The 23,892-nt window shown below is 45.8% G+C and carries 25 protein-coding genes and 6 tRNA genes; 14 read left to right on the top strand and 17 right to left on the bottom strand.

Features of this window, described 5'->3' with window-relative positions; translation table 11 throughout:
- The 7 genes from DS742_RS04895 to DS742_RS04925 form a co-directional block, all read right to left on the bottom strand.
- The coding region (locus DS742_RS04895; protein WP_117415902.1) for a S8 family serine peptidase at nt 1-1,096 on the bottom strand (1,096 nt) is incomplete at its 3' end.
- A gap of 99 nt (nt 1,097-1,195) precedes the next feature.
- Nucleotides 1,196-1,268: transfer RNA gene (locus tag DS742_RS04900), tRNA-Lys, on the bottom strand.
- A 3-nt stretch (nt 1,269-1,271) separates the two neighbouring features.
- Nucleotides 1,272-1,343 (bottom strand) — tRNA-Gln (locus DS742_RS04905).
- Nucleotides 1,344-1,382: 39 nt separating this feature from the next.
- Nucleotides 1,383-1,458: transfer RNA gene (locus DS742_RS04910), tRNA-His, on the bottom strand.
- A gap of 36 nt (nt 1,459-1,494) precedes the next feature.
- Nucleotides 1,495-1,568, bottom strand: a tRNA-Arg gene (locus tag DS742_RS04915).
- 3 nt (nt 1,569-1,571) lie between these two features.
- A tRNA-Gly gene (locus DS742_RS04920) sits at nt 1,572-1,642 on the bottom strand.
- A gap of 36 nt (nt 1,643-1,678) precedes the next feature.
- Nucleotides 1,679-1,753, bottom strand: a tRNA-Pro gene (locus tag DS742_RS04925).
- 468 nt (nt 1,754-2,221) lie between these two features.
- On the opposite strand from DS742_RS04925, the gene DS742_RS04930 reads away from it, so the two are divergent.
- Both DS742_RS04930 and DS742_RS04935 read left to right on the top strand, forming a co-directional pair.
- Entirely contained in the window at nt 2,222-2,701 is a 480-nt protein-coding gene (locus tag DS742_RS04930; protein ID WP_117415903.1) for a methylated-DNA--[protein]-cysteine S-methyltransferase, read from the top strand.
- 109 nt (nt 2,702-2,810) lie between these two features.
- On the top strand, nt 2,811-3,518 hold the full coding sequence (locus DS742_RS04935) for a hypothetical protein (RefSeq protein ID WP_117415904.1): 708 nt from the start codon (nt 2,811-2,813) through the stop codon (nt 3,516-3,518).
- Between the two features lie 68 nt (nt 3,519-3,586).
- Here DS742_RS04935 and DS742_RS04940 read toward each other — a convergent pair whose 3' ends face one another.
- The 3 genes from DS742_RS04940 to DS742_RS04950 are packed head-to-tail and all read right to left on the bottom strand — an operon-like array spanning nt 3,587 to nt 6,045.
- On the bottom strand, nt 3,587-4,162 hold the full coding sequence (locus tag DS742_RS04940; RefSeq protein WP_117415905.1) for an ATP-binding cassette domain-containing protein: 576 nt from the start codon (nt 4,160-4,162) through the stop codon (nt 3,587-3,589).
- The gene (locus DS742_RS04945) at nt 4,150-4,935 is read right to left on the bottom strand and encodes an ABC transporter permease (protein ID WP_117415906.1); all 786 of its coding nucleotides are present in this window, start codon (nt 4,933-4,935) and stop codon (nt 4,150-4,152) included. Before DS742_RS04945 ends, DS742_RS04940 begins: the two co-directional genes overlap by 13 nt.
- 27 nt (nt 4,936-4,962) lie before the next feature.
- Complete coding sequence (locus tag DS742_RS04950) at nt 4,963-6,045, bottom strand: ABC transporter substrate-binding protein (protein ID WP_117415907.1); 1,083 nt, start codon at nt 6,043-6,045, stop codon at nt 4,963-4,965.
- Nucleotides 6,046-6,317: 272 nt separating this feature from the next.
- Here DS742_RS04950 and DS742_RS04955 point away from each other — a divergent pair, with 272 nt between their 5' ends.
- The 6 genes from DS742_RS04955 (at nt 6,318) to DS742_RS04980 (ending at nt 13,683) form a co-directional block, all read left to right on the top strand.
- A complete protein-coding gene (locus tag DS742_RS04955; protein WP_117415908.1) occupies nt 6,318-7,148 on the top strand; it encodes a purine-nucleoside phosphorylase in 831 nt (276 codons plus the stop codon).
- Between the two features lie 13 nt (nt 7,149-7,161).
- Nucleotides 7,162-8,934: an adenine deaminase gene (ade, locus tag DS742_RS04960; RefSeq protein WP_117415909.1), complete on the top strand. Its 1,773-nt coding sequence runs from the start codon at nt 7,162-7,164 to the stop codon at nt 8,932-8,934.
- Nucleotides 8,935-9,020: 86 nt separating this feature from the next.
- On the top strand, nt 9,021-9,260 hold the full coding sequence (locus tag DS742_RS04965; protein ID WP_117415910.1) for a (2Fe-2S) ferredoxin domain-containing protein: 240 nt from the start codon (nt 9,021-9,023) through the stop codon (nt 9,258-9,260).
- A 2-nt stretch (nt 9,261-9,262) separates the two neighbouring features.
- Entirely contained in the window at nt 9,263-10,996 is a 1,734-nt protein-coding gene (locus DS742_RS04970) for a [Fe-Fe] hydrogenase large subunit C-terminal domain-containing protein (RefSeq protein WP_117415911.1), read from the top strand.
- Nucleotides 10,996-12,177, top strand: coding sequence for a SpoIIE family protein phosphatase (locus tag DS742_RS04975; protein ID WP_117415912.1), 1,182 nt, complete (start codon nt 10,996-10,998; stop codon nt 12,175-12,177). Before DS742_RS04970 ends, DS742_RS04975 begins: the two co-directional genes overlap by 1 nt.
- A 51-nt stretch (nt 12,178-12,228) precedes the next feature.
- Complete coding sequence (locus DS742_RS04980) at nt 12,229-13,683, top strand: 4Fe-4S dicluster domain-containing protein (protein WP_117415913.1); 1,455 nt, start codon at nt 12,229-12,231, stop codon at nt 13,681-13,683.
- Nucleotides 13,684-13,762: 79 nt separating this feature from the next.
- Here the strand turns inward: DS742_RS04980 and DS742_RS04985 are convergent, their stop codons facing one another.
- From DS742_RS04985 to DS742_RS05010, 7 genes are all read right to left on the bottom strand, one after another.
- A complete protein-coding gene (locus DS742_RS04985) occupies nt 13,763-14,008 on the bottom strand; it encodes a spore coat protein (RefSeq protein WP_117415914.1) in 246 nt (81 codons plus the stop codon).
- 12 nt (nt 14,009-14,020) lie between these two features.
- Nucleotides 14,021-14,194 (bottom strand): hypothetical protein, encoded by a 174-nt coding sequence (locus tag DS742_RS28725; protein ID WP_170313367.1) that lies wholly within the window; start codon nt 14,192-14,194, stop codon nt 14,021-14,023.
- A gap of 116 nt (nt 14,195-14,310) precedes the next feature.
- On the bottom strand, nt 14,311-16,056 hold the full coding sequence (locus DS742_RS04990; protein ID WP_117415915.1) for an NADH-dependent [FeFe] hydrogenase, group A6: 1,746 nt from the start codon (nt 16,054-16,056) through the stop codon (nt 14,311-14,313).
- Nucleotides 16,057-16,073: 17 nt separating this feature from the next.
- On the bottom strand, nt 16,074-17,861 hold the full coding sequence (nuoF, locus tag DS742_RS04995) for an NADH-quinone oxidoreductase subunit NuoF (protein ID WP_117415916.1): 1,788 nt from the start codon (nt 17,859-17,861) through the stop codon (nt 16,074-16,076).
- A 12-nt stretch (nt 17,862-17,873) separates the two neighbouring features.
- Nucleotides 17,874-18,251, bottom strand: a complete 378-nt coding sequence (locus DS742_RS05000; RefSeq protein ID WP_117415917.1) for a (2Fe-2S) ferredoxin domain-containing protein — start codon at nt 18,249-18,251, stop codon at nt 17,874-17,876.
- A gap of 24 nt (nt 18,252-18,275) precedes the next feature.
- Nucleotides 18,276-18,833 carry a sensor histidine kinase gene (locus DS742_RS05005; RefSeq protein ID WP_117415918.1) on the bottom strand — a complete coding sequence of 186 codons (558 nt, stop codon included), beginning with the start codon at nt 18,831-18,833 and terminating at the stop codon, nt 18,276-18,278.
- A gap of 12 nt (nt 18,834-18,845) precedes the next feature.
- Nucleotides 18,846-19,340 carry an NADH-quinone oxidoreductase subunit NuoE family protein gene (locus DS742_RS05010; protein ID WP_117415919.1) on the bottom strand — a complete coding sequence of 165 codons (495 nt, stop codon included), beginning with the start codon at nt 19,338-19,340 and terminating at the stop codon, nt 18,846-18,848.
- A gap of 209 nt (nt 19,341-19,549) precedes the next feature.
- Here DS742_RS05010 and DS742_RS05015 point away from each other — a divergent pair, with 209 nt between their 5' ends.
- The 6 genes from DS742_RS05015 (at nt 19,550) to DS742_RS05040 (ending at nt 23,882) form a co-directional block, all read left to right on the top strand.
- Nucleotides 19,550-19,897: a DRTGG domain-containing protein gene (locus DS742_RS05015; RefSeq protein ID WP_117415933.1), complete on the top strand. Its 348-nt coding sequence runs from the start codon at nt 19,550-19,552 to the stop codon at nt 19,895-19,897.
- Nucleotides 19,897-20,319 (top strand): ATP-binding protein, encoded by a 423-nt coding sequence (locus DS742_RS05020; protein ID WP_117415920.1) that lies wholly within the window; start codon nt 19,897-19,899, stop codon nt 20,317-20,319. Before DS742_RS05015 ends, DS742_RS05020 begins: the two co-directional genes overlap by 1 nt.
- 35 nt (nt 20,320-20,354) lie before the next feature.
- On the top strand, nt 20,355-21,767 hold the full coding sequence (locus DS742_RS05025) for a [Fe-Fe] hydrogenase large subunit C-terminal domain-containing protein (RefSeq protein WP_117415921.1): 1,413 nt from the start codon (nt 20,355-20,357) through the stop codon (nt 21,765-21,767).
- Nucleotides 21,745-22,089: a hypothetical protein gene (locus DS742_RS05030; RefSeq protein WP_117415922.1), complete on the top strand. Its 345-nt coding sequence runs from the start codon at nt 21,745-21,747 to the stop codon at nt 22,087-22,089. Before DS742_RS05025 ends, DS742_RS05030 begins: the two co-directional genes overlap by 23 nt.
- A complete protein-coding gene (locus DS742_RS05035; protein WP_117415923.1) occupies nt 22,076-22,813 on the top strand; it encodes a PHP domain-containing protein in 738 nt (245 codons plus the stop codon). The genes DS742_RS05030 and DS742_RS05035 overlap by 14 nt, the downstream gene beginning before the upstream one ends.
- Before the next feature lie 118 nt (nt 22,814-22,931).
- The gene (locus DS742_RS05040; protein ID WP_117415924.1) at nt 22,932-23,882 is read left to right on the top strand and encodes a polysaccharide deacetylase family protein; all 951 of its coding nucleotides are present in this window, start codon (nt 22,932-22,934) and stop codon (nt 23,880-23,882) included.
- Nucleotides 23,883-23,892: the final 10 nt, after the last annotated feature.

Raw genomic sequence — 23,892 nt, forward strand, 5'->3', positions numbered from 1 at the left:
TCTCGAAGGCAATATTGTTAACCCATATAAAACTCTGGTTATCATCTAAAATAAATCCCTGACAATCACTGAGTGATGGATATACGATCTGCGTGGTTACCAGATTTGGGGGAGTAATCTCTATGGAGAATCTCTGAGGCGCATATGGCCAGATTTCCATAGAAAACCGTCTGTCACTGTTCCCTATATTTAATTCGAAGTCATTGTAGTAGGGTTCAGAAACAGTATTGTTGAAATAATGTCTGTTATTGCCACCTTCGTCTCCGGCAGCAATAGAAATTCCGATTCCTGGATAACGTGCAATGATGTCCAGATAAGTACTTAAGGGATCATAACCATCGTGCCCTCCATGGCTGCTGCCAAGAGCGATGCATATGACAAGAGGGCGGTTTAAGTTTTGAGATACCGTAATAAGGTAACGTATGCCAAGCATGATATCAGATTCCTGGAAGCATAATGAATCTGGCGGAGCAAAAAAGATATTTTTAAGGTTCTGCTTAGCTTCCTTTAACTTTACCACTACCAGATCCGATTCCGGAACAATTCCTGAAAAGGATTGATAGGAATTGGGATTTCCTGCAATAATGCTGGCAATCGCTGTTCCATGCCCATTTGTGTCTGTTGAGGGAACAACTTCGAAGGGATTTCTCGACATTATTGCGTTATTAATGCGGCTTTTACTGTATTCCGTACCAAACGTAAAGTCAGAAGGCGGTAAGCCTTCCTGTATTGTCTGATCCCATATTGACAGGATGCGGGTGGTTCTGTCGTTGTTTAAAAATGCGGGGTGTTGATAATCAATACCGGTATCTATAATACCAACGATAATTCCGCGCCCGGTCAGATTGAAATCTGAGTAGACCAAAGCTGGATGAAGATCAGGCTTTTCCATGCTCAGGGGGGATATCAGTGTAAACAGTGCAGGAAGAGTTTCATAAGGGTTTTGCTCCAGACTGCAGGCTCTTTTTTCATATTTCATAACGTGCCGTAATGAGTGAAGACTGTTTAATAATGTTATATCATCTCTGTCATAGGAAGAGATGGTAGCATTATTTACAATTAAGTCATAATAGTCATCATCTAATATTTTTAACAAGATCATTCCCCTTCTGATTTGACAGATTTGTAATATATTTTATGCTTTTGGAGGGGAGTTATGAAAAAATTTGCCTGAAATACAAAAACACCGGAATNNTGAGACACCGGGGATTCGAACCCCGGACAACTTGATTAAAAGTCAAGTGCTCTACCACCTGAGCTAGTATCCCATACTGGGCTAGTTGGATTTGAACCAACGAATGCAGGAGTCAAAGTCCTGTGCCTTACCGCTTGGCGATAGCCCAATAACATCTCCTGATAAAAAAAAATTCCCTTTAAGGGAAAGGTGAGTACAGGGATTCGAACCCTGGGCCTCCAGAGCCACAATCTGGCGCGATAACCAACTTCGCCATACCCACCATAAAAAGCTTCACACCGATGGTTAACAGTGTGAAACGAGCCTGAAGGGATTTGAACCCCCGACCCACGGCTTAGAAGGCCGTTGCTCTATCCAGCTGAGCTACAGACTCAAGAGCGGGTGATGGGAATCGAACCCACGTATCCAGCTTGGAAGGCTGGTGTTCTACCATTGAACTACACCCGCAAAGGTTTTAAGAGATAAATGACTTGATATCTCAAGTCGGGGTGACAGGATTCGAACCTGCGACTTCCTGGTCCCAAACCAGGCGCTCTAGCCAAGCTGAGCCACACCCCGAAGGTTTTTGCGTCTTTGTTTTTACTTCTTTTCCGCAACGCAAGAGTTATTATATATGATGGATATAGATTTGTCAACAATATTTTAGAAAAAAAATAAAAATCAAAAAAAGCTGATATTTGCGGGATTTCGCAAGGGTATGAAAAGAAGAAATAATAGTCCTGATATGGGAGGAACCGGCAGGTACATAAATGTTCCTGCCGGTTTGAGTATGAAAAATAAAAAGTCAATGTTAAAAGGGTGGGGTTCCTTTACAAATATCAGTATACCCCGGAATTATGACATAAGTTTGACTAGTCGATAAAGATTTCATAAAAAAACTAAAAGAATTCTAAGTAATGTTTGAAGAAATAGAAAGTTTTTCCAAAACAGATGGTTCCGGAAATTTTACTGTTTCCTGTATCCTTTCCTATGATATAATTGCAGGAGACAGGGTAACGCGAAAATACAGAAGGGAAAGGAGTACTTATGAGATACTGGGATATTTTTGAAAGTGAACTGGGACCAATTAAAGTTGTATGTGATGACGAAGGGGTCTTAGGTGTGGAATTTAACAGAGAAGGGCCAAAGGAAGGACAGCAGAAAGCCACAGAGCTGACTAAGAAGACAGTTCTTCAGCTGAAAGAATATTTAAGCGGTAAAAGAACGGAGTTTGATGTTCCGTTAAAACCCCAGGGAACAGAGTTCCAAAAAAAGGTATGGGAGGCGCTTTTAACGATTCCCTATGGACAGACAAGAAGCTACAAAGAGATCGCAGTACAGATTGGAAATGAAAAAGCCTGCCGTGCGGTTGGTATGGCCAATAACCGCAACCCCATCTCCATAATGATCCCCTGTCACCGTGTAGTCGGTGCAGATAAAAGCCTGGTGGGATATGGAGGCGGACTGAATATAAAGGTAAAATTGTTAAATCTGGAGTGTCCGGGTGTCACCTGGAAAAATTATTAAGATTTCATTGTGATTCTTTCGGTTCGTTTAAAATGCTATACTTTCCGGGCTGTTCATGTTATAATCCTCCACGTCACCAGAAACGAATTTTATGATGAGGAGTGATTCTATGAGAAAAAATAAGATCTTTGCAGGGATCGTGATTGCGATGGCAGTAATGATGACAGCTACAGCCTGCGGAAAGAATAATACTAAAGCGGATACAAAGCAGGAGACACAAGCAGTAGCAGGCTCAGAAGAAACCACAGCGGTAAACGCTGAGGTGACAGGTACCGATCAGGAAACCCAGGAAGGTGAGGAAACATCGGAGGAAGAGGAAACAAAAGAAACCCAGCCGATCACAGCCAATGATGCGGGAGATATAAAGGAAGGTTTGTTTACTTCCAAATCCGGCAAATACGAAATCATGCCTCCAAAGGGCTGGTCTCTTGATGAAGACGGAGACGAGAGTGTGGTAGCAATTACTTCACCTAACGGCGAAGATTACCTGGAAGTTACTTATGTACAGGGGGAGGATGCAGACGGAGCCCGTGAAGTTTATCCGGCTACCATGGATGAATATAAGAAGTTAATCAGCCGTGGTGAGGATATGGAGTTTGTCCGTTATGATGTGAAAAACAGCAGTGACGGCAGTCAGACCTTCCGGTATGCACTCCGGTATAAGACACCGCAGGATGGGGTCCGCTATTATGCCATTTCAGGTTCTTACAACGCAGCGACTAAAACCTATATCAGCGCAGCAGGAACCATCGCATCAACAGACAGCGGCGTAGAAGAGCAGATCGAAGCAGCTTTGGATTCCCTGAAGCTGAAATAACATTTTAATAATTTAATAGAAAAGAGTATGGGGCGGTAACCGGTAAGTGTGGTTATCGCCCCATGTTTTTATAAGTGAATCTTTATTCCGTTTAACAGCTGCACATCCTCTTCCTGATGAGTGCTGATCAGAACGAGTTTATTCTTGCATGCTTCCTTTATATAGGAAATTACCAGCTGTTTTGTATTCTCGTCAAGGCCCGTAAAAGGTTCATCCATGATTACCATATCAAAAGGTACTGAGAGAGCGCGTATAATGGCCACACGGCGCTTCATTCCTCCGCTCAGGGTTGATACCGGCCTGTTCAGAGATTCTGCAGGAAGCAGCCGTCCCAGCGCTTCCACAGCCTTTTTATGATTCCCGGCAGAAGGAGGCATCACCATTGTCACATTCTCTGCCGGAGTGAATGCTTCACACAGACGGTTTTCCTGAAATACAGCGGAAATTCTTTTTTTCTTCAGACCGTTTATCTCCCCTGAATCTGCATCTAAGAGTCCCAGCAGAATACGAAACAGTGTGGTTTTTCCCGATCCGGATGGTCCCATAAGGCAGTAAATATTGCCTGAGACCAGATGGAGACTGACATCGTTAAGTACGGGGAGTTCATGAAAGGACTTGGACAGTTTGCTGATTATGAGTTCCATTTGGATCGCCCCTCTCGTTTTTTATGTCTGAAACCGGGTGATGCCAGGCTTAAAAGCCATAGGAAGAAGGTTTCAGACATCATGCTTAACAGGATAATCATCAGTGTCCAGGCAAATAAATCCGCAGTGCTTAAATAAATCTTGGCAAGATAAAGCTTTTCACCAATGGAGTGAAGAGGAACACCGATGACTTCTGCAGCAATTCCGGATTTCCAGTTCATTCCCAGTGCCACCCGGCAGCCGCTTGCCAGGTAGGGGAGCAGTGCGGGGCGGTAAAGGTAGAAAAGCTTTTTTAGTCCTGGCATCTGGAAAACTTCTGCCATCTCAAGAAGCTGTAGGTCCGCGCTTTGGATTCCGGCCATGGTCTGTATATAGATCATGGGAAATACAACAAGAAATGCGATTATCACGGAGAGATTTTCAGATCCCGCCCAGATTAGCGCCAGTATGACAAAAGAGGCGACTGGAACCGATTTGATCAGTGACATAACAGGCGATAAAAAATCACCGATGAGAGGAAAGCGGCAGGCGGCTCCGCCGGCGAAAATCCCGGCGGCAAAAGCCATGAGAAATCCAAGGCTGATTTTTCCGAAGGAAAAGCCGATGGTTTTCCAGAAATCTGCCAGTCCGGCCTGACGGATCAAGGCAGATAAGACCTCAGGCGGACCAACCAGTATTATGCTGTTGTGAACTGCCATACTGGCTGCCTGCCATACCAAAAGCCAGAATAAGATGATTCCGGCTTTTTTAAACCGGAGGATGTCTGCTTTCATAATCGGATCTCCTTAGAGGGTTTTTAATTACTTCATATAGTAGAAATCATCACCAGGCAGTGATCCTCCTACTGTCTGGGGTTCCATTTCAAAAAGTACACTTAAATATCCGCTTAAAAGGGATTTCATTTTTTCACCGTCAACATAGGTAATGCTGCAGTAAGGAATGGCCTTTTCGGCAACAGGTGCCTTTTCGATGATTCCTGCAGCAGCCACTAAAGCAGCGGCCTCACTTACGTTCGTATTGGCAAATTCTGCAGATTCTTTGTGTTCGGTAAGAAACTGGTCAATTGCGTCTTTATGATCCTTTAAAACTTCGTTTCTGCAGACGGTAACGCCGGTTACCAGACTTCCGCTGCCTTCCATGGCAGCCGCATCCCACTCTTTAGTCAGATCAAGCACCATTTTTAACTGATCGTTCTGGGCCATGGCAGCAGTAACAAAGGGCTGGGGGAGAAGGCCTATGGCATCGGGCTTCTCTTTTAAAACAGCGGCTACTTCGGCGGCCTCTGATTTATATTCCAGCTTCACGTCGTCAGTGGAAAGTCCGTTTGCCTTAAGAACGTGGGCCAGGGCGTAATCAGGGGTTGTTCCTTTTCCTGTTAAATAGACGGTCTTTCCTTTTAAGTCAGCTGTAGTATGAATGGAAGCATCAGCAGAGACCGCATAAAGCACACCCATGGTATTGATATCAAGAACGGTTACATTATGATTGGTTTTTGTGTAAAGAATGGAGGCCATATTGGCCGGAATGAGAGCCACATCTAACTCTCCGCTGACAACTTTGCCAAGGAGTTCATCGGCAGCGGTTACCATGGTAAATTCATAGGAATTACCGGTTTCGCCTTTTTTTGCCTTGTCCATCAGCTGAACCAGTCCCATAGAAGTAGGACCTTTCAGGGAACCGATTTTTAAGGTGTAAGTGTCTGTAAGGTCCTCGGCCTTTTTCGTTGATTCCGGTGCTTTTGTTGTTTCCAAAGCTTCTGATGTCTGAGCCGCAGATGTGCTTTCCTGTGCAGGGGCGGATGTCTGGGGACTGTTTTTGGCACAGCCGGTTAAGACAACGGCTGTCATTGCAAGTACTGTAAGTGCTGATAAAACTTTTTTCATAATGATCCTCACTTTCTGTCCGTACCTTTTATATTGGTTTCCATGCAAACAGATGAAAAAAAACCACGCCGACAGGCATGGGATTTCCGGTTTGACGTATTCTCCTCGCCTTCTCCGTCAGGTCTTCCTTCCGGGTTAGTACGAACAGGTAAAGTATACCATTTTTCCCCCTTGTTTGTCAAAATATTATGCAGAACTTCATGGAAATGTGTTATACTTGTAACACCTGCAGGAAGTGATTATGTCAGGATTTTGAAAGGAGAAAAAACAATATGAACGATGTATATGAGAAGCTGTTAAGCTGTTTAAAAAGTGTACGGGAGAAAACTGATTTTGTTCCCGAAGTGGCCCTTATTCTTGGTTCCGGACTTGGGGAATATGCAGAGGAGATTGAAGTGGCTGCCACTATAGATTATAAAGACATTGAGGGATTTCCGGTTTCAACCGTAGCCGGTCATAAAGGAAGATTTATCTTTGGTTATGTAAATAAAGTTCCTGTAGTTATCATGCAGGGACGGGTTCATTATTATGAAGGATATCCCATGACGGATGTAGTGCTCCCCACACGGCTTATGGGACTTATGGGTGCAAAGATTCTGTTTTTAACCAATGCCAGCGGAGGCGTAAACAAGGAGTTTAAGCCGGGGGATTTTATGCTCCTTAAGGATCACATCGCAACATTTGTCCCCTCACCGTTAATCGGAGCCAATATCGGGGAACTGGGGACCAGATTCCCGGATATGAGCGATATTTACCGCAAAGAACTGAGAGCGGTCATTAAGGAAGCGGCTAAGGAAGAGGGAATTGAGCTGCAGGAGGGCGTTTATTTACAGCTGACAGGTCCTGCCTATGAATCTCCTGCTGAAGTGCAGATGTGCCGGATCCTGGGAGCGGATGCGGTTGGAATGAGCACTGCCTGTGAGGCGGTGGCGGCAAACCATATGGGCATGAAGGTATGCGGTATTTCCTGCATTACCAATATGGCCTGCGGCATCATCGACCAGCCATTAAGCCACGTGGAAGTTCAGGAGACGGCAGACCGGGTAGCACCGCTGTTTAAGAAACTGATTACGGCATCCATCACGAAGCTTGCCGGCAAATAAGGAGGAAGGGCCTATGGATCAGATGCTGGCGGAACGGATTTTTGCTGCGTCAGGGAGAAAGAAGCCTTCTCTGGTATTGAAAAATGCCAGAGTGGTGAACGTATTTACTTCAGAGCTGGAAGACGGTGATATCGCCATTGAGGGCGGATTTATTGTGGGAATCGGTTCCTATGAGGGGGAGACTGAGGTGGATCTGGGCGGTAAAGTGGTCTGCCCGGGACTGATTGACGGTCATATTCATCTGGAGAGCTCCATGCTCTCCCCGGAGGAGTTTGCTAAGACCGTGATACCCCATGGGACTTTAGCAGTGATTACAGATCCCCATGAGATTGCCAATGTGGCAGGAACAGAGGGAATACAGTTTATGATGGAGCGTTCGAGGAACCTGGATTTAGACGTTTACTTCATGCTTCCCTCCTGTGTCCCTGCAGCAAAGCTTGATGAGTCAGGAGCCGTTTTGACAGCGGATGATCTTGCGCCATTTTATAGTGAGAAACGGGTGCTGGGTCTGGCAGAACTGATGGATTTCCATGGAACCATACAGGCAGATCCCGGTATTGTGGAAAAAATAACCAGTACCGCAGAACACGGGCGGATGATTGACGGGCACGGACCATTTCTATCCGGAAAGGAGCTGAATGCATATATAACAGCCGGCGTCCGGTCCGACCACGAGTGTTCCTGTATGGAAGAAGCTGTGGAGAAGATGAAACGGGGACAGTGGGTGATGATCAGGGAAGGAACAGCAGCCAGGAATTTAAAGGCTTTGCTGCCCCTGTTTCAAGAGCCCTATTATCATCGCTGCATGCTGGTAACCGATGACAGGCATCCGGGAGAATTGTACCGGCTTGGTCATATGGATTATATTGTCAGAAGGGCAATAAAGCTTGGGGCCGATCCGGTGCGTGCAGTGATCATGGCCTCTTATCATGCTGCCCGGTATTTCAGGCTGGATCATGCTGGTGCCATTGCGCCCGGATATCAGGCGAATCTGATTGTTGTTTCAGATCTGGCTGAGTTTGAAGTCAGTAAGGTCTACCGGAAAGGGATTCTGATAGCAGAAGACGGAAAGCTGGTTGAAAACTATGCAACTGGAACAAAAGAAGACAAACGGATACCAGACAAAGTAGGGAATTCTTTCCGGTTAAAAGAAATTGTACCGGAAGACTTTGTCATAAAAGAAGACGGAGATACCATAAGGGTATTATGTCTGACTCCCGGAGAACTGACGACAAAGGAGATGCTCGTTCCCTGGACTGAAAAACAGAAAGAAGATCCTAAGGCTCTTGCAGCCATGGACATTGTGAAAATGGCGGTGATTGAGCGCCACAAAAATACCGGTCATATAGGACTTGGGTTCCTTTCCGGATACGGACTGAAGCGGGGAGCAGTAGCAACCAGTATTGCCCATGATTCCCACAATCTGATTATAGCAGGCACAAATGACCGGGATATGGCGCTTGCAGGGAATACTGTGAGACTGAACCGGGGAGGCATTGCTGTTGTTGCTGATGGTGAGGTTCTTGGAGCACTTGCCCTGCCCATTGCGGGGCTGATGAGTACAGAGTCCGCAAGGTGGGTTGATGAGCGTCTGGAAGAGTTGAAAACGCAGGCAAAACAGCTTGGGACCGGTACGGAAATCGATCCGTTTATGACTCTTGCCTTTGCCAGTCTTCCGGTGATTCCGATGCTGCGTTTAAATACCTGCGGTCTGATCGATGTACAAAAACAGGAGGTTGTGGAATCTATTTTTTTCAGTACTTCAAAAAATACATTTAATAAGTAAAAAAGTATTGATAAAAATATAACAATATGCCATAATGGTCGAAAAGGAAGTTCATGCAGGGGATTATATTCGGAGGGAGAATATTCATGAGAGTAACAATATGCATAGGAAGTGCATGTCATTTAAAGGGTTCCAGAGAGATCATAGCCCAGCTTCAGAATCTTGTCAGAGAGAAGCATATAGAGGATCAGGTGGATTTAAATGGTTCTTTCTGCAGCGGTAACTGCGTCAATGGAGTATGTGTAACGGTTGACGGCCAGATTTATTCATTAAAGCCGGAAGACACGAAGGAGTTTTTTGACAAAGAAATTCTGGGGAGGCTTTAATCATGGCAATTATTGATTTCAAGGCAACCAAGTGCAAGCACTGCTATAAATGTGTTCGTAACTGTGAAGTCAAAGCGGTCATGATTAAAGATGAACGGGCAGAGATCATGTCAGATAAGTGCATTTTATGCGGAAAATGCATGCAGGTCTGCCCCCAGTCTGCCAAAACGCTTATCAGTGATCTGGATCTGGTGAAAGGATTTCTTGATATCGGATATAAAACGGTCATATCTCTGGCTCCATCCTATATGGGGCTGCTGAAATATAAAACTGCAGGCCAGGTGAACGGTGCACTGAAAAAGCTGGGATTTTCTGAGGTACGGGAGACCTCGGAAGGGGCAGCTGTGGTGACTGCAGAGTATACCAGGCTTTTAAAAGAAGGCAGGATGGAGAATATAATTACAACCTGCTGTCCCAGTGTCAATGATTTAATAGAAATCTATTACCCGGCTCTGATCCCTTATCTTGCGCCGGTGGTTTCGCCAATGATCGCCCATGGGAAGATGTTAAAGGAAGAATTCGGCAGGGATACGAAGGTGGTATTTGTAGGGCCCTGTATTGCGAAGAAAAAAGAAGCTGAGGATTTAAGACACGGAGATTATATTGATGCTGTCTTGAATTTTAATGATATAGAACGGTGGTTTGCGCAAGAGGAAATAACCATAGAGGACTGTGAAGATATTCCTTTTGTTCATATGAATCCAAGAGTGAACCGGCTGTATCCTGTTACCAGTGGAATTGTCAGCTCAGTGCTGGCAACGGAGGCAGAGCGGGATGGATACCGGAAATTTTATGTTCATGGGTGCCGCAACTGCATCGATCTTTGTGAAAGCATGCTTCGGGGAGATATTACAGGGTGCTTTATAGAGATGAATATGTGCTCCGGTGGCTGCATTAAGGGACCGGCAGCGGATCATGAGCACGTATCCAGATTCAAGATAAAGCTGGACATGGAAGAAAACATTGAGAAAGAAGCGGTTCCTGATGAGGAGACCCGGGAGATCTTTCAGTCACTTACATTTGGAAAACATTTTTTAAACCGTGCTCCCAGAGACGTTATCCCGACAGAATTTCAGATTCAGGAGATTTTAAAGAAGACAGGAAAGACAAGACCGGAAGATGAACTAAACTGCGGAGCATGCGGTTATTCCACATGCAGGGAAAAGGCTGTTGCGGTTATTCAGAAAAAGGCCGAATTAAATATGTGCATTCCATTTATGCACGAAAAGGCGGAATCCTTATCCAATCTTGTTATGGAAACATCTCCCAATATTGTACTCATTGTTGATAAGGAGATGAAGATTCTGGAATATTCTGCAGTAGGGGAAAAATATTTTGGAAAAACCAGACAGGAAGCTTTAAATATGTATCTGTATGAACTGATTGACACCTCCGATTTTCAGTGGGTTTACGATACCCATCAGAAGATTCACGGGAAGAAAGTCACATATGGAGAATATAAAATTTCCACACTTCAGAATATTGTTTATGTAAACAAGGAAGATGTAGTGCTGGCTACTTTTATCGATATTACAAAGGAAGAAGAACAGGCCAGACAGGAATACGTAAAGAAGCTTGAGACCATTGATCTGGCACAGAAGGTAATTCATAAGCAGATGATGGTAGCTCAGGAAATCGCAGGACTTCTGGGAGAGACTACTGCGGAAACGAAGACCACACTGACCAAACTGTGCAAGTCTCTGTTAGATGAGGGCAGCGAAAGCGAGGTTAAATGATGGGAGTTACCGTTGACGTTGCTTATAAAAGCTTAAATAAATTTAATGAAGTGCTTTGCGGGGATAAGGTAGAGCTGCTCCATACGGAAGATTCCAACATTATGATTCTGGCAGACGGTATGGGAAGCGGGGTTAAGGCGAACATACTGGCTACGATGACCTCAAAGATACTGGGCACCATGTTTTTAAACGGTGCCACTCTGGAGGAATGTGTGGAAACGATTGTGGAAACCCTGCCTGTCTGCCAGGTTCGGCAGGTTGCATATTCTACCTTCAGTATTCTTCAGGTATTTCACAACGGAGATGCCTATCTTGTGGAGTTTGACAATCCGGGCTGTATCTTTATAAGAGACGGCAGCCTGGTTCCCATACCCCACAGCATGCGTGTCATCCGTGACAAGAAGATCAATGAATACCGGTTTCGGGTAAAAAAGGGGGATGCTTTGATCCTGCTCAGTGACGGAACCATACACGCCGGTGTGGGGCAGCTTTTAAATTTTGGCTGGCTCTGGGAAGATGTGGCTGCTTATGCGGTAAAGCAGTACCGTCTTACCATATCTGCAGTTCGTCTGGCCAATGCCTTATGCAGGGCATGCGATGAGCTTTACCAGTACAGACCTGGAGATGATACTACGGTGGCTGTTATGCGGATCATTGACAGCAAACCGGTTCATTTAATGACAGGACCGCCAAAGGATCCGGAAGATGATGTTTGTATGGTAAAGGATTTCTTATCCGGAGATGATACTACAAAGAGAATTATCTGCGGAGGAACCAGTGCCAATATTGTTTCCAGAACTATGGATAAGAAACTGACGGTATCACTTGATTATTACGATCCGGATCTGCCGCCTGTGGCCTACATTGACGGCATTGAACTGGTTACAGAGGGGGTATTGACTTTAAACAGGGTTTTAAAATTATTAAAGCGGTATATTAAAAATGAATCGGTGACAGAGGAATTTTTCCTGGAACTGGATAAACCAAACGGGGCATCCATGGTAGCGAAGATGATTATAGAGGACTGTACGGAATTAAAGCTGTATGTGGGGAAGGCTATTAACAGCGCATACCAGAATCCGGGACTTCCCTTTGATCTGGGAATCCGGCAGAATCTTGTGGAGCAGCTAAAGCATGCGGTGGAAGAGATGGGGAAGACGGTTACAGTTGCTTATTATTAATAGAGAATATTCACACAGCCACGTTTTGTGGAAGCTTCAAGGAGGAACGATATGGTAACGAATGATGCAACATTACTTCGCATCAAGCATCAGGTTTTAAATGAAGTGGCCAAGCTTGCCTGGGAAGGTACATTGGAACAGAAAAGAGATGAGATTCCCTATCAGATGATTCAGGGGCCTAAGGCGCAGTTTCGGTGCTGTATTTACAGGGAGAGGGAAATTATCAGAGAGAGGGTCCGTCTGGCAGAAGGGTTTTGCCCCAGCGGCAGAGATACAAAAAATGTAGTGCAGGTAATTAATTCTGCATGTGAGGGGTGTCCCATCGCCAGATATGTAGTAACGGATAACTGCCAGCTCTGCATGGGCAAGGCCTGCCAGAATTCCTGTAATTTCGGAGCCATCACCATGGGGCATGACCGGGCCCATATCGATCCTGACAAATGCAAGGAATGCGGAAAATGTTCTCAGGCATGTCCCTATAATGCTATCGCAGACTTAACCCGCCCCTGTAAAAGAAGCTGTCCGGTAGATGCAATCACGATGGATGACAATGGAATCGTAGTGATCGATGAAAGCAAATGCATTCAGTGCGGAGCGTGCATACACAGCTGCCCATTTGGTGCAATTGGCTCCAAGACCTTCATGGTTGACGTAATTAATCTGATTAAAGCGGGAAAAAAGGTAGTGGCTATGGTTGCACCAGCGATTGAGGGCCAGTATGGTCCGGATATCACCATGGCGAGCTGGAGAACGGCGCTTAAGAAAATTGGGTTTGAGGATATGGTTGAGGTTGCACTGGGAGGCGACTTAACTGCTGCTGCAGAAGCTGCGGAATGGGCAGAGGCCTATAAGGAAGGGAAGAAGATGACCACCTCCTGCTGTCCGGCATTTGTAAACATGATTAAGCATCATTATCCCATGCTTCTGGAGAATATGTCCACGACGGTATCTCCCATGTGCGCAGTTTCCCGAATGATAAAGGATAAAGATCCGGAGACCATCGCGGTCTTTATCGGTCCGTGTATTGCCAAGAAAAGTGAGGCACTGGATTTAAATGTAAAAGGGAATGCAGATTATGTACTGACGCTTGGAGAGGTTCATGCCATGATGGTGGCAAAGGGCATAGAGCTGGAACCGGAGGAGAATACATATCAGGCAGGCTCCATATTCGGAAAGCGGTTTGGCAACGGAGGCGGAGTTACTGCAGCGGTCCTGGAATGTCTGAAAGAATCAGGTGAAAATACAGATATTGAAGTCATGAAATGCAGCGGGGCAGCGGAATGCAAAAAGGCTCTGATGCTGTTAAAGGTAGGAAAGCTGCCTGCAGATTTTGTGGAGGGAATGGCATGTATGGGCGGCTGTGTAGGAGGCCCAAGCAAGCATAAGAGCGAGGGAGAGGCCAAAAAGGCCAGAGATTTGCTCTTAGGTAAGGCGGACGCCAGAATGGTACACGAAAATCTAAAAAGTCAGGGTCTTGAGGCAGTTCAGATGCACAGACACCAGTAGCAAAGATAAATCAGTGATTTTTAAAGCGTCCCAGCCGGATTGTTCCGGTATGGGGCGCTTTTTTTAGGACAAATTTCTTTTACATGCCTGCAAACTGATTCTTAACCTTGGAGATTTTTTGCTGTTCAGCCTGTTCTGTGGTATACCATCCCTTGGCGGACATCTTTTTATAGATATCGCTCTCCATGCACAGACAGTCATTTAACGCATTGTCAAATGCCTGGTGTACATTCATGGTAGGGGATTCAAGGGTTCCGTGCAGGTACAGATCACAGGCGCCCTTTGTGGTGTTGAGTAAGTTTTCCATAATACACTTATCGTCCATCGTGCTTCCTCCTTACACTAAGTTATAAAAGTTATCAAAAATTTGCTGGTGTTTTTGCTGCAGCTGCTGTACACAGGCTTTTAATTCAGGATCCTGTAAATTCTGTGCAGCATCCTGGCACTGGGTTTTTAAAAAATTTTCATGTCCAAGAGCATCTTCAATATAATTTAATTCTTTTGGGCTCATGTCTCATCACCTCCAGTCATAGTATGGAGAATTTATGACGTTCCATGCATTTTTCATTTCATTTCCTTTTTATGCCAAAAAAACTCCTTCTGATCAGACAGAAGGAGTTTAAAAAATTAATTTTCATTAATGGATCTTTTTACATAGCTGGTGTGAAGAAGGTGATGTGCCTTCTCGCTTCCAGGAGCGCCAAGGAATGTATCATAAAGTTCCTTGATCGCAGGGTTCTCATGAGATTTACGGATGGATGCAGCTGCATCGGTATCGTAGAGAACTTTTGCACGCAGAGTGCGGATATCTGTGGTGTTGCGCACATATCCCGGCTGCTGTGGCTGACCGCCGCCGTTTACACAGCCGCCCGGACAACCCATGATTTCGATGAAGTGGTAATCCGCTTCACCGGATTTAACCTTGTTTAACAGGTCTCTTGCATTGCCAAGACCGGAAGCAACGGCAACTTTCACATCCATATCGCCTACATGATAGGTAGCTTCCTTGATGCCTTCTGTACCCCGGACATCAGTGAAGTCCAGCTTCTTAAGTTCTTCGCCTGTTAAGGTTTCCACTGCAGTACGAAGAGCTGCCTCCATAACACCGCCGGTAGCACCGAAGATAACGCCCGCACCGGAATAGATTCCGAGAGGTGCATCAAATTCTTCGTCAGGAAGATTTGTGAAACGGATACCAGCCTGCTTGATCATTCTGGCTAATTCTCTGGTTGTTAAAGCATAATCCACATCAGCAACACCGTTGGCATCCTGATCCTCTCTGCCGATTTCAAATTTCTTTGCAGTACATGGCATAATGCTGACAGATACAATGTCTTCCGGCTTTATGCCCATCTTTTCTGCATAGTAGGATTTTGCAATGGCACCAAACATCTGCTGCGGGGATTTACAGGAAGATAAATTCTCTGTCATATCCGGGAAGTAGTGCTCGCAGTATTTAACCCAGCCAGGAGAGCAGGAGGTAATCAGAGGAAGCACACCTCCGTGCTGTACACGGTGAATGAACTCGTGAGCTTCTTCCATAATGGTTAAATCAGCACTGAAGTTGGTATCAAATACTTTATCAAAGCCCAGTCTTCTGAGAGCAGCAGCCATCTTGCCTTCTACATTGGTTCCGATCGGATAATCAAATTCTTCTCCGAGAGCAGCACGTACAGAAGGTGCGGTCTGAACGATGACATGCTTTGTGGGATCTGCAATGGCAGCAGTTACTTCGTCAATACTGGATTTTTCGTAAAGGGCTCCTGTCGGGCAGACAGCAATACACTGTCCGCAGGAAACGCAGCTGGTTTCTCCAAGGCCCATATCAAAGGCAGAACCGATAAATGTAGCAAATCCACGCTCATTTGGTCCGATAACGCCAATTCCCTGTACTTTCTCACAGACTGCGGTACACCGGCGGCAGAGGATACATTTGCTGTTATCTCTGACCATGTGGGTAGCGCTCTCATCCAGAATGGAAGGAGTCTTGTCACCGTCATAGTAGTTATCTGCATCCACACCCAGTTCCTTACATAAGGTCTGCAGTTCGCAATTACCGCTGCGTACACAGGATAAACAGGAACGGTCATGGTTGGAAAGAATCAGCTGAAGTGTTTTCTTTCTGTATTCCCGAAGGCTTGGAGTGTTGGTCTTAACTTCCAGACCCGGATTAATCGGGTATACGCAGGAAGCGGCAAGTCTGCCTCCGTTGATCTCAACGGTACAGATCCGGCATGCTGCGATTTCATTGGTATCTTTTAAAAAGCATAAAGTCGGTATCTCAACATGGGCAAGTCTGGCAGCTTCCAGAATGGTGGAGCCTGCCGGAGCGCTTACGTCCATGCCATTGATTTTTATAGTGATATTCTCCATGATACAATCTCCCTCCATTATTTTTTATAGACAGCGCCGAATTTACATTTCTCCATACAAACGCCGCACTTGATACATTTCTCAGGATCAATGACATGTAAATTCTTAACAGAGCCGGTAATGGCGTTAGCCGGACAGTTTCTGGCACAAAGCGTACAGCCCTTGCACTTGTCTGCATCGATGTAGTAGGAAAGAAGAGCCTTACATACACCGGCAGGACATTTCTTGTCATAAATATGGGCATTGTATTCGTCACGGAAGTACTTTAAGGTAGAAAGTACCGGGTTTGGTGCTGTCTGTCCAAGTCCGCAGGCGGAGTTGGCCTTAACGTAATAGCACAGTTCTTCCAGACGGTCTAAATCTTCCGGTTTTGCCTGTCCCTTTGTGATTTTGTCAAGTATTTCAAGCATACGCTTGGTACCGATACGGCATGGGGTACATTTACCGCAGGATTCCTCAACTGTAAACTCTAAGAAGAATTTAGCGATATCGACCATACAGTCGGTCTCATCCATTACGATCAAACCGCCGGAGCCCATCATGGAGCCAATAGCAAGAAGGTTGTCGTAATCGATGGGGATATCATAGTGCTCGGTAGGAATACATCCGCCGGAAGGTCCGCCGGTCTGGGCAGCTTTAAATTTCTTTCCGTTTGGAATGCCGCCGCCGATCTCCTCGATGATTTCACGCAGAGTGGTACCCATAGGAACTTCTACCAGACCGGTGTTGTGAATCTTGCCGCCTAAAGCGAATACTTTTGTTCCCTTGGACTTCTCGGTACCCATGGAAGCAAACCATTCCGGACCGTTTAAGATAATCTGTGGGATATTTGCATAAGTTTCAACATTGTTTAAGATGGTTGGTTTGCCGAACAAACCTTTCTGGGCAGGGAACGGAGGTCTTGGTCTTGGTTCGCCGCGGTTTCCTTCAATGGATACCATCAGTGCAGTTTCCTCGCCGCATACGAATGCACCAGCTCCCAGACGGAGATCAATGTTAAAGGAAAATCCTGTTCCAAAGATATCATCGCCTAAAAGTTCCATCTCCCTTGCCTGTGCAATGGCAATTTTAAGACGGTCAACGGCAATTGGGTACTCAGCACGAACATAGATATAGCCCTGGGATGCGCCGATGGCATAACCTGCGATCGTCATGGCTTCCAGCAATGCATGAGGATCTCCCTCTAATACGGAACGGTCCATGAATGCGCCTGGGTCACCTTCGTCTGCATTACAGCAAACATATTTCTGGTCTGCATCATTCTGCTTTGCCAGTTTCCACTTCATTCCTGTAGGGAAGCCTGCGCCGCCGCGTCCTCTTAATCCGCTGTCTAAAAGAACCTGGATCACTTCATCAGGAGTCATCTCGGTAAGAACCTTGCCAAGTGCCTGATATCCGCCGGTACCTATGTATTCTTCGATTTCCTCCGGATTAATAACACCGCAGTTTCTTAAAGCGATTCTGTGCTGTTTTTTGTAGAAATCCGTATCACTTAAGGCTTTGATTCCTGAAGGAGTTACGGTCTCGTCATAAAGAAGGCGTTCAACCGGACGTCCCTTTAATAAGTGTTCACTGACAATCTCCGGAATATCTTCTTCTTTAACCATTGCATAAAAAGTAGCATCCGGGTAAATAATCATAATAGGACCCAGAGCACAAAGACCATGGCATCCAGTCTGTACTACGGATACTTCTTCAGAAAGACCCTGCTTTCCTAATTCATCTCTTAATTTAACCATAATCTGCTGGCTTCCGGAGGAAGTACATCCGGTGCCGCCGCAAACCAATACATGTGAACGATACATCCTGATTCCTCCTTATTTGATATCAGCAGATGATAATGTGTAGTTTTGAACAACGTGTCCGCCCAGAAGATGCTCTTTATAAACTTCTTCTGCCTTCTCCGCTGTCATCTTAATGTAGGTTACTTTTTCTTTTCCCGGTTCTAAAACTTCTACAATAGGCTCGTACTGGCATAAACCGATACAGCCTGTCTGGGTAACAGAAAAACGGTCTGTCATATGGTTCTCCTGAACCAGATCTGACAATTTATTAAGAACAGGTCTTGCTCCGCTTGCAATTCCGCATGTTGCCATACCTACTAAAATACGGGTACGGGCGTGATCTTCTCCGCGCATGCTGACCTGACTCTGCATCTTCTCACGAATTGCTTTTAATTCTTCAAGAGTCTTCATGTTTATCCTCCAATTCTGACGGGTCTAGATGACCGCGCCTCCATCAGTCTCCAATTTGTTTTCAAATAAATAATCCTTTATGTAAGCGGCTACCTCCGGCGAGTCAAAGCCAATCTCACCGAGAATATCCCGAAAGAGACGTGTATCCAGCTCAAAGGACGCTTCGTTATAACGATAGATATAGAGAAAATCTGTATCCGGATGGCAGGTGATCAGTGTCTGAATCGTACAGTTTATATCACCTAAGGGCATTCGGTCTATGTGGGAGAGCCCGAAAACAGCTGTTGTCTTCGTACCGGTTCCCAGTTCCGATTCAATGGAGAAGCTCCCTCCCGTGGATTCCGCTGCATATTTGAAAAACGGAATGCCAAGACCTACTTTTCTGGTCCGGCGGGTGGTAAAAAACGGGTCTGTTACATGTTCCAGCTGTTCTTTTGTCATTCCGCATCCGTTATCTGAAAGTTCGACGGTCAGTTCATCTGTTAAGGTATTTACAGATACAAGAATGGTAACGAGGCTGGCGCCTGCCCGTGTGGAGTTCTCTGCCACATCCAAAATATTTAATGAAATCTCTGTCATCATAAGCGTATGGAATTATTCGTATTTGGCTAAAATACCTGGAACATCATCGACTGTCAGTCTTCCGTAAACTTCTCCGTTCACCATCATGACAGGGGCCAGACCGCAGGCACCTACACAGCGGCAGGAATCCAGGGAAAACTTTCCGTCAGGAGTGCATTCTCCGTTGGTGATACCAAGTATTTCTTCGATTTTATGGAAAATGTCTCCGGAACCTTTTACATAGCATGCGGTTCCAAGACAGACAGACACCTGATATTTGCCCTTAGGCTGAAGCGCAAACTGGGAATAAAAAGTGGCAACTCCATAAATCTTCTCAAGGGGAATACCCGCTTCATCAGAAATTATGGTCTGAACTTCAATTGGAAGATAGCCATAAATCTCCTGAGCCTTCTGCATGATCGGCATAAGAGATCCTTTTGTATCTTTGAGCTGGGAAATCACTTCTTTCAAAGCAGCTTCCTGCTCTTTTGTCCCGTTAAACTGGACGCCTTGTTTTTTACAAGTCATTTGATAACCTCCTTCAATGTTGCTTATGCAATGTAACTGATATTTTATCATGTTATTGAGAAAAAATCTATAGTTTTAATCAAGATTCGACAAAAAAATAACGATAATTCCGTGGTAATTTTATACACCTGAGGCACTATTTATGATATAATTATCAATAATGTCTGGAATTGTGCGAATAGAGTGAATGAATGGAGGAAAAGGACCGTATGACAGTCGAAGATATCAGGAAAATACTGGGTGCAAAAGTGCTGGTTGGAGAGGAACATCTGTCTGAGGAGGTGAGTAGCGCGTGCGGCTCTGATATGATGAGTGATGTTCTTGCTTATTCAAAGGATCATTCCGTACTGCTCACAGGCCTGTGCAATCCCCAGGTGGTCCGTACTGCTGAAATGCTGGATATCGTATGCATCGTGTTTGTAAGAGGGAAAAAGCCGGACGAAGCCATGCTTTCGATGGCGGCCGAGAGGGGGATTATTCTTCTGTCCACCGGGCACCGCATGTTTTCTGCCTGTGGAATGCTCTATGAGGCAGGACTTCACGGAGGTGCGATTTAATGATGGATGTGATTACGTTTCATTATACCATTTCTCCGGATGATTTTACAAGAGCAGGGGAGGCCAGTAGCGATGTGAAAAGCAAATTAAAAAAAATGGGCGTCACACCGGAAGCAGTGCGAAAGGTTGCCATTGCCATGTATGAAGGAGAGATCAATATGGTAATACACGCAAAGGGGGGAGAGATCACGGTACGTATTACCACAGAGAGCATTGAGATGATTTTAGAGGATGTAGGTCCCGGTATTCCGGATATTGAACTTGCAATGCAGGCCGGATATTCCACTGCTCCCGATGCGGTCCGCTCACTTGGATTCGGGGCGGGTATGGGACTGCCCAATATGAAAAAGTATTCTGATGAAATGGAGATACATACGGTAATTGGAGAAGGAACTACCATTCGAATGGTGGTAAATCTATAGCCGTATAAATAATGGATTGCAAAAGGGGTGAGCAATTGGATAAATTTTATCATTCTGTAAGACTGGACGAGGATCTTTGTATGGGCTGCATTAACTGCATTAAGCGCTGTCCCACCCAGGCGATCAGAGTCAGAAATAAGAAGGCACAGATTAACAGTAAATTCTGTATTGACTGCGGTGAGTGCATCCGTGTATGCCCCCATCATGCCAAGCATGCCATTTACGATACCATGGATGACTTAAAGAAGTTTGAATATACGGTAGCCCTGCCTGCCCCCTCTCTGTACAGCCAGTTCAATAATTTAGATGATGTGAATATTGTACTCAATGCCCTGCTGCTCATGGGATTTGATGATGTTTTTGAAGTGAGTGCAGCAGCGGAGCTGGTCAGTGAGGCCACCAGAGAGTATTTAAGCAAGAATCCGGATAAGCTGCCGGTTATCAGCACAGCCTGCCCTTCCGTTGTGCGGCTCATACGGGCCCGGTTTCCTAATTTAATACCCAACCTGCTGCCTCTTAATCCGCCGGTTGAAGTGGCTGCCATACTTGCAGTCAAAAGGGCCATGGAAAAGACCGGACTTCCCAGGGAAAAGATCGGAATCATATTTATTTCGCCCTGTCCGTCCAAGGTGACTTATGCCAGATCTCCTCTGGGAACCGATCATAGTGAAGTGGATAAGGTCCTGGCCATCAAGGATGTCTATCCACGGCTTCTTTCCTGCATGAAGGCGGTGGGAGAAGAACCTCCGGAGATCGGAACTTCCGGGAAAATCGGGGTCAGCTGGGGAAGAAGCGGAGGAGAAGCAAGCGGTCTGTTTACAGAGGATTATTTGGCTGCGGATGGAATTGAGAATGTCATCCGTGTTCTTGAGGATATGGAAGACCAGAAATTCACCAATTTAAAATTCGTGGAGTTAAATGCCTGCAACGGAGGATGTGTGGGGGGCGTTCTCACTGTCGAGAATCCCTATGTCGCAGAGGTAAAGTTAAAGCGCCTGCGCAAATATATGCCAGTGGCCAGGAGCCATATGGAATCAGAGGGGGAGGAACTTGTAAGATGGACCAGCATGGTCCAGTATGAGCCGGTATTTCACTTAGGAGATACCATGATGGAGAGCTTTGCAAGGATGAATCAGGTAGAACGGCTGCTGAAAAAATTCCCGGGGTTAGACTGCGGCTCCTGCGGTGCTCCTACCTGTAAGGCACTGGCTGAGGATATTGTCCGCGGGGAAGCCGCGGAATCAGACTGCATTTATTTTCTCAGGGACAATGTCCATAAGCTGACAAAGGAGGTTGCCAGACTGGCAGCTGATATTGAGGAGGGAGATGGAGACGGCTACAGTAAATTTAGAGCCATGACTTCATATATTGTAAGGATTTCTGATGAAATGAACCAGCTTGACAGGAAAGAGGGGAGAAATCAAAATGACGATAAGGGAACTGATTGACACCGGAGAATTTGAGATCATCCATGTAGGAGAGAGAACGGACAGAAGCATTACGAAACCATTTTGCTGTGATTTACTAAGCATTGCCATGGGCAAAGCGCCTGAGGGCTGTGCATGGGTGACTGTTATGGGAAACATGAATACTCTTGCTGTTGCCTCCCTGACGGACGCAGCCTGTGTGATTCTGGCAGAGGGCGTGACGCCTGATGAGGCAGCAATACAAAAGGCAAAGGAACATAATATTACAGTAATGAAGACAGGACTTCCCATTTTTGAAGCAGCTCTGCTGATTGAAAAAAGGCTTTCCCATGAAGAGGCTTGAGTATGATCTCCATATTCATTCCTGCTTATCCCCATGCGGCGATGACGATATGACTCCCGGCAATATCGCAGGAATGGCTGCATTAAAAGGGCTTGATGTAATTGCAGTAACCGATCACAATTCCTGTAAAAACTGTCCGGCAGTCCTTCATTTTGCAGAGGAGTTTGGGATTCTTGCAATTCCCGGAATGGAGCTGTGTACGTCGGAGGAGGTTCATGCGGTCTGCCTCTTTCCCACTCTTTTAAAGGCTATGGAGTTTGACGCATATGTGGAGAAAAGACTGATCCCTTTTCCCAATAATATGGAAATCTTTGGAAAGCAGCTGATATGTAATAAGGAAGATGAAGCCATAGGAACGGTGGAGAATCTTTTGATTAATTCCACGGAGATATCCTTTGACGGGCTTTGGGATCTGGTCCGTTCCTTTGGCGGAGTCATGTTTCCGGCTCATTTGGACAAAAATGCCAACAGCCTGCTGTCAAACCTGGGTTTCGTTCCTCCTGACAGCCGTTTTACAGCCGCAGAAATGAGGCATTTGAACCGGCTTCCTGAACTGGTCAGACAAAATCCTTATCTTGAGAAATGCCTGATTTTACAAAATTCTGATGCCCATCAGCTTGGAGATATCAAAGAGCAGGGAATAACCCTGGAAGCGGAAGAAAAAAGCGTGGAGGGAGTAATTGCTTCCCTTTTAAAAGGAAGATCCATGGGAATACGTGAATGAAAGGCTCTGGAGTACAGGCGTCAGGCTTGTACTTCAGGGCTTTTTTCGCTTTTTGCTTTCCATTTTTCCTTATTTCCTGTATAGTAGTAGTTAGCTACAGGGAAAGGAATGATGTTTCATGAAGAAATTTTTACAACTGGGTATGGGTATTACAGCCCTTGCCCTTATTACAGCCTTCGTGCCGGCTTCTCCGTTTCCGTCCATGGCATATGAGACGGCCGCAGCTGCAGAAGAAACAGCGCAGGTACGTGGCGGCTGGATAGATGAAAACCTGGGGCCGGGAGTGGCCAGATGGGTGGATGAAAACGGGAATGTCTCTTCGCAGCCGGGAAAGCAGGAAGAGGCTCCGACGGAAAAAGCGACGCAGTCGGAGGCGGAGACGCAAAGTCAGGCTGCAGAACAGACATCAGGGCAGCAGGAATCAACTGATAGTGGAGGACAGCCGGCTGGAAGAGTGATTGACCCTTCAAGACCAATGGTAGCCCTGACATTTGACGACGGGCCTTATGCTCCCGTAGGAAATCAGATCATGGACAGCCTGGCACAGTACGGAGGAAAGGCAACTTTTTTCGTAGTGGGAAACAGAGCGGCCTATTATCCCGATGAGTTAAAGCGCATGGCGGCAGAGGGACATGAGATCGGAAATCATACATATGAACATAAGTATTTAAACAAATTAAATGCGCAGCAGATTCAAAGTCAGATCAACCGCTGCAATGATGCGATACAGGCTGTCTGCGGTGTAAGGCCTGCATTGGTCAGGCTGCCGGGAGGAAATAAGAACAGCACAGTTCTTCAGAATGTCCATGCCCCTATGATTATGTGGAGCATCGATACTCTGGACTGGAAGACCCGGAATACGGCTAAGACCATACAGGCAGTGATGAGCCGGGTGAGAGATGGGGATATCGTGCTGATGCATGAACTTTATCCCCAAAGCGGAGCTGCAGCGGCTGAGATTATCCGGATATTGTCAGAGCAGGGATATCAGCTGGTAACAGTCAGCGAGCTGGCAAGCTATCGGGGCGGGATGGTTTCCGGCGGGGTTTATTCACAGTTCTACAGGTAAGAAAAAAGAA

Origin of the sequence: Lacrimispora amygdalina, from assembly GCF_003432035.1 — a bacterium.
Lineage (GTDB): Bacteria > Bacillota > Clostridia > Lachnospirales > Lachnospiraceae > Lacrimispora > Lacrimispora amygdalina.

Coding starts and splice junctions, on each gene's coding strand:
- DS742_RS04985 (WP_117415914.1), bottom strand. CDS start 14,008: ATGGACGATAAGTGTATTATGGAAAACTTACTCAACACCACAAAGGGC.
- DS742_RS04950 (WP_117415907.1), bottom strand. CDS start 6,045: ATGAAAAAAGTTTTATCAGCACTTACAGTACTTGCAATGACAGCCGTT.
- DS742_RS04980 (WP_117415913.1), top strand. CDS start 12,229: ATGGTAACGAATGATGCAACATTACTTCGCATCAAGCATCAGGTTTTA.
- DS742_RS05020 (WP_117415920.1), top strand. CDS start 19,897: ATGATGGATGTGATTACGTTTCATTATACCATTTCTCCGGATGATTTT.
- DS742_RS04930 (WP_117415903.1), top strand. CDS start 2,222: ATGAGATACTGGGATATTTTTGAAAGTGAACTGGGACCAATTAAAGTT.
- DS742_RS05015 (WP_117415933.1), top strand. CDS start 19,550: ATGACAGTCGAAGATATCAGGAAAATACTGGGTGCAAAAGTGCTGGTT.
- DS742_RS05035 (WP_117415923.1), top strand. CDS start 22,076: ATGAAGAGGCTTGAGTATGATCTCCATATTCATTCCTGCTTATCCCCA.
- DS742_RS04935 (WP_117415904.1), top strand. CDS start 2,811: ATGAGAAAAAATAAGATCTTTGCAGGGATCGTGATTGCGATGGCAGTA.
- nuoF (WP_117415916.1), bottom strand. CDS start 17,861: ATGTATCGTTCACATGTATTGGTTTGCGGCGGCACCGGATGTACTTCC.
- DS742_RS04990 (WP_117415915.1), bottom strand. CDS start 16,056: ATGGAGAATATCACTATAAAAATCAATGGCATGGACGTAAGCGCTCCG.
- DS742_RS28725 (WP_170313367.1), bottom strand. CDS start 14,194: ATGAGCCCAAAAGAATTAAATTATATTGAAGATGCTCTTGGACATGAA.
- DS742_RS04945 (WP_117415906.1), bottom strand. CDS start 4,935: ATGAAAGCAGACATCCTCCGGTTTAAAAAAGCCGGAATCATCTTATTC.
- DS742_RS04965 (WP_117415910.1), top strand. CDS start 9,021: ATGAGAGTAACAATATGCATAGGAAGTGCATGTCATTTAAAGGGTTCC.
- ade (WP_117415909.1), top strand. CDS start 7,162: ATGGATCAGATGCTGGCGGAACGGATTTTTGCTGCGTCAGGGAGAAAG.
- DS742_RS04940 (WP_117415905.1), bottom strand. CDS start 4,162: ATGGAACTCATAATCAGCAAACTGTCCAAGTCCTTTCATGAACTCCCC.
- DS742_RS04955 (WP_117415908.1), top strand. CDS start 6,318: ATGAACGATGTATATGAGAAGCTGTTAAGCTGTTTAAAAAGTGTACGG.
- DS742_RS05000 (WP_117415917.1), bottom strand. CDS start 18,251: ATGAAGACTCTTGAAGAATTAAAAGCAATTCGTGAGAAGATGCAGAGT.
- DS742_RS05030 (WP_117415922.1), top strand. CDS start 21,745: ATGACGATAAGGGAACTGATTGACACCGGAGAATTTGAGATCATCCAT.
- DS742_RS05040 (WP_117415924.1), top strand. CDS start 22,932: ATGAAGAAATTTTTACAACTGGGTATGGGTATTACAGCCCTTGCCCTT.
- DS742_RS05010 (WP_117415919.1), bottom strand. CDS start 19,340: ATGACTTGTAAAAAACAAGGCGTCCAGTTTAACGGGACAAAAGAGCAG.
- DS742_RS04970 (WP_117415911.1), top strand. CDS start 9,263: ATGGCAATTATTGATTTCAAGGCAACCAAGTGCAAGCACTGCTATAAA.
- DS742_RS05005 (WP_117415918.1), bottom strand. CDS start 18,833: ATGATGACAGAGATTTCATTAAATATTTTGGATGTGGCAGAGAACTCC.
- DS742_RS04975 (WP_117415912.1), top strand. CDS start 10,996: ATGGGAGTTACCGTTGACGTTGCTTATAAAAGCTTAAATAAATTTAAT.